The following is an 8,167-nucleotide window of genomic DNA, read 5'->3' as shown; positions in this document are numbered from 1 at the left end:
ACAGGCCATGCACCCAACAAGAAGTGGAGCGAACGGCTGTTGTTGAACGATGCGTATTGGAAGATCAGACGACCGAAGTAGCCGTGCGCTGCAACGATGTTGTATGTCTCTTCTTCTTGGCCAAACTTATAACCGTAGTTCTGTGACTCAGTCTCAGTTGTTTCACGAACCAAACTCGAAGTAACGAGTGAACCGTGCATAGCTGAGAAGAGTGAACCACCGAATACACCCGCTACACCCAGCATGTGGAAGGGGTGCATCAAGATGTTGTGCTCTGCCTGGAACACCAACATGAAGTTGAACGTACCAGAGATACCCAAAGGCATACCGTCAGAGAACGAACCCTGACCGAGCGGGTAGATCAAGAACACTGCAGTTGCCGCTGCGACAGGCGCAGAGTAAGCAACACAGATCCAAGGGCGCATACCGAGACGGTAGGATAGCTCCCACTCACGACCCATGTAGCAGAAAACGCCGATGAGGAAGTGGAAGATGACCAGCTGGTAAGGACCGCCATTGTAGAGCCACTCATCGAGTGAGGCAGCTTCCCAGATGGGGTAGAAGTGCAGGCCAATCGCGTTAGAAGAAGGAACAACCGCACCAGAGATGATGTTGTTGCCGTACATCAATGAACCTGCAACAGGCTCACGGATGCCGTCGATGTCGACGGGAGGGGCTGCGATGAACGCGATGACGAAACAGGCAGTGGCGGCGAGCAGTGTCGGGATCATCAAGACGCCGAACCAACCTACATAGAGGCGGTTCTCGGTGCTTGTAACCCACTGACAGAACTGCTCCCACAAAGAAGCGCTTTCACGCTTCTGAAGAGTAGTAGTTGTAGAAACCATTAAATGATTGCGGGGGGTGAAAGTGAATAGGTATATGACGGACTAGGCGTTCAAACAAACGCTTTTGTCTGTCGGTATGTACCTATCATAGCATATGTAACGAAATATTGCAAACGGGTTTACAGAATAGATTTCGCGTGAGCCTGTTGACTTGCTTATAACGTAGCCGTCTAGAACAGTTGCGGACTGCTTTATACAGGCGATCGCGTCCGTGATATATCCTCTAATACACACAGTATGCTGTGACAGATCAAGGCGACTTACAGAAGATGAACTCAGCAACCTGCGTTCGCAGCGGCTAAGATCAATCTCTAACTTCACTAGCTGTCCTCCTCAATAAGCTCGTATGCAAGCTGACGTTTTTGCTGCTCATACTCCCATCACCCACAGTCTAGTTCTTGTTGGTGGTGGTCATAGTCACGCCCTTGTCTTGCGTAAAATGGCAATGAAGGCGTGGCCTACTAACGTTCAGCTCACGCTAATTACCAACCTAGTCGACACGCCATATTCAGGGATGCTGCCGTGCCATATTGCGGGCCTATACGACTTTGACACGGCCCATATCGACTTGCGATCGCTCACTCGCTTTGCCAACTGCCATCTGGTCATCGATCAAATGATCGGGCTTGACTCGACCAGGCAAAAGGTCATCTGCCAGAATCATCCGCCTATTGCCTACGATACTTTGTCTATCGACGTTGGCAGCACCCCCACCAAGTCTCAGGTGCCTGGGGCCGATCAATACGCGATTCCAGCTAAGCCCGTTCCTAGTTTGTTACAAGCTTGGAAAAGCTATTTAGAGAGTCTTGAGAAGGCGCTAATACAGAACCCCAAGACAACAGCAACGATCGGTATCGTCGGCGGTGGCGTCGGCGGCGTAGAAATGGCCTTTGCCATGCAGGTTCGGCTTTGGCAGCTAGTTGAAAAATATAGCCAAGCTGCAAAACAACAGATCCGCGTTCATATCTTTCAGCGAGGCAAGCACCTAGCAAAAGGACGCAACCGACTGACGCAGTGGATGGTCGAAAAGATGTGCAAAGAGCGAGAAATCCAGATGCATACCCGAGAAACGGTTTGTGAAGTGACCGAAACAACGGTGCGCTGTGAGTCGGGTTTGGTGGTGACATGCGATCGCACCTTCTGGGTCACCAATGCCTCTGCGCCCTCCTGGCTAAAAGACAGTGCCCTATCACTCACTTCAGACGGATTTATCGCCATCGATGATACTTTGCAAACCCTTAGTCATCCCAACATCTTTGCGGCTGGAGATGTGGCGACCATGGTCAACCACAAAAGGCCCAAAGCAGGCGTCTTCGCCGTTCGACAAGGACCACCGCTATACGAAAATCTAAAGTGCCAGGTCACCCATCAGCCGCTAATGCCCTTCAAACCACAAAGCCGCTATCTCAACATTATTGATACCGATACTGAAAAATCTATTGCCTCTTGGGGGCCATTTGCTGTTCATGCCAAATGGTGCCGCGCCTGGAAAGACAGCATCGATCAAAAATTCATGCGGCTGTTTTCCGACTTTCCAGACATGCCCCTAGCTGCGAATAAACGCGATCGCCCCCGCGCTTCTATTTCCCCATCTTCCCATTCCTCTTCTCCCAATCTCTCGGCTACATCTCCGCAAATGCACTGTGCGGGCTGTGGCTCTAAAGTCGGCAACCAAACTCTCAAACGCGCCCTAAACCGAGTTCGAGCTGAAGCTGCTAGCAACAGTGACTGGCCCCACCGGAACAATATCTACACAGGGCTAGATCAGCCAGATGATGCCGCCATTGTTCAGATTCCAGCGGGTAAACTCGCCGTCCATACAGTCGATCAGTTCAGTGCTTTAGTCGATGATCCTTTTATTTTTGGTCAGATTTGTGTCAATCACTGTCTAAGTGACTTGTTCGCCATGGGCGCGACTAGTCATAACGTATTGGCGATCGCAACTATTCCTTACGGCAATAGCAACAAACAAGAAGAAATCCTCTATCAGCTACTCTCTGGCACCATGCTTGCCCTAGCAAAAGCAAAAACCTTTCTCGTCGGTGGACACACCACAGAAGGAACAGAACTTTCACTGGGCTTTTCTTGTAATGGTTGGATAGATCCTGAACGCACCTGGAGAAAAAATGGACTACAACCAGGACAGGCTTTGATTTTGACCAAAGCACTAGGTACTGGCGCACTGTTTGCAGCAGATAGCCAGCTAAAGGCAAAAGGGCGATGGATAGAAGCGGCCATCCAAAGCATGCTACAGTCCAATCAAATGGCAGCAGAGTGCCTGAAACAGCAGGGTGCAACTGCTTGTACAGACGTCACTGGATTTGGGCTGGCGGGGCATCTATTAGAAATGGTGCAAGCCTCACGAGTAGAAGTTAGCTTGAACCTAAATACAATCGGGCTGCTACCGGGCGCTGAGCACGCTTTGAAAGAGAGTATTGTCAGCTCTTTGCATCAGCGCAACCTAGAAAACGCACTGCCTGCTATTCGCCCAGCACTAGATAGCCCAACGTTAGGTAGCCCAGAATTAAGTAACTCAGCATCAAGTAGGAAAGCACTAAGCACTAGACAAAGCATTGAACAAATAGACACGCACGCTCCTGACTTTCAAATTCTTTTTGATCCTCAAACTGCCGGTGGACTTCTCGCCAGCATTCCAGCGAGTCAAGTAGATAGCTGCCTAAGCGCACTCCATCAACTAGGGTACAAAGAAAGCCGCTGTATTGGTAGCGTCACACGGGCTATACATGCAAAAGAGGCTGCGCCTAAACCGCTCACCATAGCTGTGACGCCAATCCCACAGGATAGCGAATTCACATAAATAATAGATTTTCTGCGCTTTTGTTGTGACTTATAGTCTGTAGACCAATCGTATACATACGCTCACGCTATGGAGTGTATGGACATAAAAATACTTTTCGGTCGTAACGTGAGAAAAAGCAGAGAGCTTAAGGGTTGGTCACAAGAGAAGCTCGCTGAACGTTCTGGATTGCATAGAACTTATATTAGCGGCATTGAACGTGGTGTTCGTAATCCAACTATCGAAATAGTGCGCGAAATAGCGCTCGCGTTGGATGAACATCCGTCTAGTCTTCTTGAATTCGAGGAGCAGTGAGTATATTTTCAACCCCTGAGCAGCTAAAGAAGATACAGAGAATTCTATACAAGTACGCGAGCCTACCCTTCTACAACGATTCCATTCCAGGCGCGGTAATGGAAGGAGTTATTGCCCACGTTAGAGGCGGGACCGTTCTAAACATATATGACTTTGTTGATGTCATTGAGCAAGAACGGGGTTATGGCTGGCAAGTAAAATCGACCAAATCAAGTACTCCAGTTACATGGAAAAGAGCAAAGATACCAAACTCTCAGCAGCTTATATTAGCTTCAAGAGAAGGCACCAAAGGGTTAGAAAATCTAGGTAATGCCATCATTCATTTTTGTAATCAGCACATTAGAGAAAGCTTTGCGCTGTATAGACTTGAGCAACTTGGCTACTCTAGGCTGATAGTCTATCCAGACAGAGCGATTGTGTACTTTGAGAAACAGCTTTGCTCGAAAGAGCAACCCGATCTTTTTGATCCCAATAATTTTTCCTGGCGGTGGGCTTCTCCTAAAGTAACTACCAAAAAAGAGCAGTTGCCAGCTCTTCATGGCATTCATAAGTTGACCAATCAAAAATGGTGGGCATGGCACGGTCTAGGAGAAAATCAGCTTCATTTTAGTGGCGAGAAAAATTGGTGGCCTAGCCACAACGACCCTCACGCAATAAGATTCAATTTGCCATCTGCCGCTGAGAAACTCTCTATCGAAGAATTTCTAGAGATTTTGGATAGAGATGATTTCTCGAGCTGATTAATCAGACTCTTGACAATTTCTTTTGTCAGCAGAGGAGGCACGGCATTGCCAAGTTGGCCTGCTTGGTCGGTGTAGGTTCCAACAAATTCGAAGTCGTCAGGAAAGCTCTGAATTCTTGCCACCTCACGAATGCTCAAGGTTCGAATATCAACCGGATGTCCCCAACGGCCAGAACCTGGATGAAAGACCCAGCGCGTAATAGTAGGAGCGATCATATCCTTAGTCAAGCGTCCGTAAGCTCCACTATAGCCACTCTTAACTTGTAGCTCGACCGGAAGATCTTTGAGCCCTTGTCCTGGCTTCAAAGCAGATAGTCGTTGAAATTGCTTGGTTCTTAGCTTTCTTGCAATATGATTTCTGACAGTCTTTCTGGAGCCTCTCATTAAAATCTGAAATTCAGAAAACGGCTCTTCTGCGTATTCGCACTCATTTGGCTGTTCTCCATGAAGTAGGGGCTGAAGATCGCCAATCGATTCCCAGACAGTGACATGTGATTTAAATGATAAAAAATTCATTTGCCGATTAGGCAGTACATGAGTTGGCTCAGGTGCATCAAAGCTTACGCCATATCTATTAGCCAAAAAGAAAGCTCTTCTTCTTCTTTGAGGCACGCCATAGTCTGCTGCGTTTAGTACAACTTCGGTCACCAGATACCCTTTGTCTGACAACCTGTCTATGACTTCTGTACTATATGTCTTATCAAAACCGTTTTTCATTTCAGCCACATTTTCCATAAGAATGAGGCCGGGATTCAACGCTTCACAGTAGTCCAAAAACACTTTGATCAGGCGGTTGTTAGGTGCATCAAGGTAACGTTGCTTTCTAGGTACATTCTTCGAAAACCCTTGACATGGAGGTCCTCCAACTAAAAGGTCTAGCTCACCTTCTGAGATTCCGACCCTTTTCATAAATTCTCTCGGGTTGGTAGATGCTAGGTCCAAGTGAAAGCTTTTTTCTTTACCGAAGTTATGCGAAAAAGTAGTCAAGTATTTTGGTTCTATGTCTACTCCAGCCATGACTTCAAATCCCGCTAGCTCTAAACCCGTAGAAATACCACCACAACCACAAAAAAGATCGATCGCCTTCATGAGCTCCTCTTAACTTCATGTGACTTATAGTATACAGCAAGGGATGTTCTAGAAAGGACAACAAAACCCGCTGGTTCGTGATCGCTCGATGATGCAAAGACTGAATCAAGCTGTACTTTCGCCGTAGTGAAAGTGGGTGAGGGTGGCGATCGCATTCCTTACTTTCGGGCTTTCTTCGCCATACAGATCAATCCACTCATAGAAAGTCAGCTCTGGCTCAAGGTGATCGGCTGGGTTGTCAGCGCCTGCCATCATAGCGCCTGCAATTACGTCGTATGCTTCTACCCATGCAGTCGCTAGTCGCTCGGTCCAATCCGCTGCTAGATACTCAGCAAACGTCTCGATTAACGCTTGACCCACAAAAGGATAGTGACTTTTGATCGTCCCAATTTGAGCGTGCCTTGCGCCCAAACTTTGAAGAGCTGGCCCCAGGATGTCGGGGTTGCGTAAGTTTTCAATAATAGCGGCGAGCGAAAAGATCAGCTTTTTCTCTTGGAGTGCTTGACTAGTTTCTGCAAATAGCGGCTTCAGTTCTGGATGATGGCGAAAGAGGTTCTGGTAGAAGCTGGCAGAAAATTCTATTGCATGGGGAGAAATCTGTTCAAAAGATTTTTATAGAAGTGCGACATCCATGGAGTTGTATAAGTACAGTCCGCTTCAAATTACAGCAGGCGATTGAGCCAAAAGTGTTGCTGCCGATACTAAAACCCAGCGAAGACAGTAGGCTTATGCGTGCTGTAGATAGCTAGAATGCATTAGCTGCAACTGCGCTGAGCTAGAAGCGCGTCAGAATCTAGCTAGTAGTGATAGGTGCTAGAACGGTTAGCCCTTTGGCAATGCACTCAAATTCGACTGGGGTCGTGCCGATAATTTCGCCATCTACAACAACTTTTTGAGGTGGGGTAGTCGCCACTTTGATTTTGGGTACGCGCAAACTAAGAATGCCTTCATTTTGAGTGGGCCGTTTGACCAGGGCGGCGGTGAAAAGTTCGGCGATCGCACCTACCCCTTGCAGTCTGGCCCCAATGCCTTGAGCCTCCACGGGTGAAAGTCCGATAGTGACATCTAGCAGGCCATCGTCGCTGATTACCTCACCAAACCCTTGGGCCAGCACAGAAGTTGGCGGTGCGGCATTAGCCACAGTAATCGCACTGCACTCAAACTGATTGATTTCTCCGTTGATCTCGATATCCGCTTCAAATGACTCCTGATCGGCAATCTGCTGCATGCCAGCTACGAGGTAGGCCAGCACGCCAAAGCGGTTTTTCATCTCTCGATTTGCTCGCTCTACCGTCTCAGCTTCGAAGCCGATACCGCCTAGTAGCACCATTGGCAGCCCGTTACAGGTAGCGACATCAACCAGCTTGGTCGTCCCTGCCAAGATCGTTTCGCAAGCCGCCCGTAGATTAGTCGGAATATCTAGGGCCACCGAAAAGGCATTTGCCGTGCCACGCGGAATCACTCCCAAAGGAATGTCAGTTTGCATGACGGCTTCGGCGACAGCAGATACGGTGCCATCGCCGCCAGAAGCAATCACCAGATCAGCGCCGGAGGCGATCGCTTCTTTGGCCTGCTGCCCCGGCGTCATCTCAGGCTCTGTAAAAATCACATTCACCTGAATCTGGGGCTCTAGTATCTGGCGAATCAGCTTTAGATCTTGATCGGGGTTACCCTGGCCAGAAATTGGATTGAAAATCAGGTGCGCTACCCGGCTTTTGGCGAGCGCCAGCACAACAGCTTGGGCGGTAGAAAGGTTAGTCGCTAGTGGAACATCATGTAGCTGACAGATCCGCAGCATCAGGCTGATATCAGCGCTGCAGTAGTTGGCACTAAGCGAGTCAGTTAAAAAGATCACCGCTGCGATTTGTCCTTCGGCTACTTGGGCCGCGATTTGGACATCGCCGCCTAGCTTTCCAGGCAGCAGCGTTTGGGCGGTGAGGGGCGTGTTTTGATTGATGCGATCGCCCGTCGTCTTGGTTGCTACAAGCTGATAGCGGTCAATCAGAGCAGCGTACTCTGTCACAAAGCTGACTAGATCGTCTTTGTGGCTGTCATGGGCAATCAAGGCAATCGTGGTTGGCATCGCCTATTTTGCCTTAGGGAGTTTTGCTTTGGTGGGCAGCTTGCCAAAAAATCCTGTCATCAATCTCAGTATCAGTCGCTTCAGCGGCGTCACCATATCTAGCACCCAAATGCCTGCGCGGCGAGCGATCACTAGCGGTAGGAATTGATTAGAAAAAGAACGATTAAGAAAATCAGTCAGGCTGAGGGTGAACCAGTTTTCTGTTCTGCGCCAGCGCTGATAGCGTTTGAGCACTTTCAAGCAGCCCAAGTTTTCGCCTGCATGGGCTGCCTGTTGAAGAATCTCAGCTAGGG

General features: G+C 48.7%; 7 protein-coding genes and 1 pseudogene. 3 read left to right on the top strand and 5 right to left on the bottom strand.

What is annotated here, in order from left to right; all coding sequences use genetic code 11:
• On the bottom strand, positions 1-848 hold an 848-nt coding region (gene psbA / locus IQ256_RS27560), incomplete at its 3' end, for a photosystem II q(b) protein (RefSeq protein ID WP_193858894.1).
• Positions 849-1,194: 346 nt separating this feature from the next.
• On the opposite strand from psbA, the gene selD reads away from it, so the two are divergent.
• The 3 genes from selD (at position 1,195) to IQ256_RS27545 (ending at position 4,700) form a co-directional block, all read left to right on the top strand.
• Positions 1,195-3,666, top strand: a complete 2,472-nt coding sequence (selD, locus tag IQ256_RS27555) for a selenide, water dikinase SelD (RefSeq protein WP_193858893.1) — start codon at positions 1,195-1,197, stop codon at positions 3,664-3,666.
• A 69-nt stretch (positions 3,667-3,735) separates the two neighbouring features.
• Positions 3,736-3,960, top strand: coding sequence for a helix-turn-helix domain-containing protein (locus tag IQ256_RS27550; RefSeq protein WP_370623562.1), 225 nt, complete (start codon positions 3,736-3,738; stop codon positions 3,958-3,960).
• A gap of 98 nt (positions 3,961-4,058) precedes the next feature.
• A complete protein-coding gene (locus IQ256_RS27545; RefSeq protein WP_193858891.1) occupies positions 4,059-4,700 on the top strand; it encodes a hypothetical protein in 642 nt (213 codons plus the stop codon).
• Here IQ256_RS27545 and IQ256_RS27540 read toward each other — a convergent pair.
• The 4 genes and pseudogenes from IQ256_RS27540 to IQ256_RS27525 all read right to left on the bottom strand — a co-directional run.
• Positions 4,607-5,791, bottom strand: a complete 1,185-nt coding sequence (locus IQ256_RS27540) for a DNA cytosine methyltransferase (protein WP_193858890.1) — start codon at positions 5,789-5,791, stop codon at positions 4,607-4,609. The genes IQ256_RS27545 and IQ256_RS27540 overlap by 94 nt on opposite strands.
• A 105-nt stretch (positions 5,792-5,896) precedes the next feature.
• Positions 5,897-6,373: a globin domain-containing protein gene (locus IQ256_RS27535; protein ID WP_370623563.1), complete on the bottom strand. Its 477-nt coding sequence runs from the start codon at positions 6,371-6,373 to the stop codon at positions 5,897-5,899.
• A gap of 211 nt (positions 6,374-6,584) precedes the next feature.
• A complete protein-coding gene (locus tag IQ256_RS27530) occupies positions 6,585-7,874 on the bottom strand; it encodes a methylglyoxal synthase (protein ID WP_193858889.1) in 1,290 nt (429 codons plus the stop codon).
• Positions 7,875-7,877: 3 nt separating this feature from the next.
• A pseudogene (locus tag IQ256_RS27525) lies at positions 7,878-8,167 on the bottom strand (FAD-dependent hydroxylase); the annotation flags it as partial.

This window comes from cf. Phormidesmis sp. LEGE 11477 (assembly GCF_015207105.1).
Lineage (GTDB): Bacteria > Cyanobacteriota > Cyanobacteriia > Phormidesmidales > Phormidesmidaceae > Phormidesmis.
This window is presented reverse-complemented; position numbering and strand designations above follow the sequence as displayed.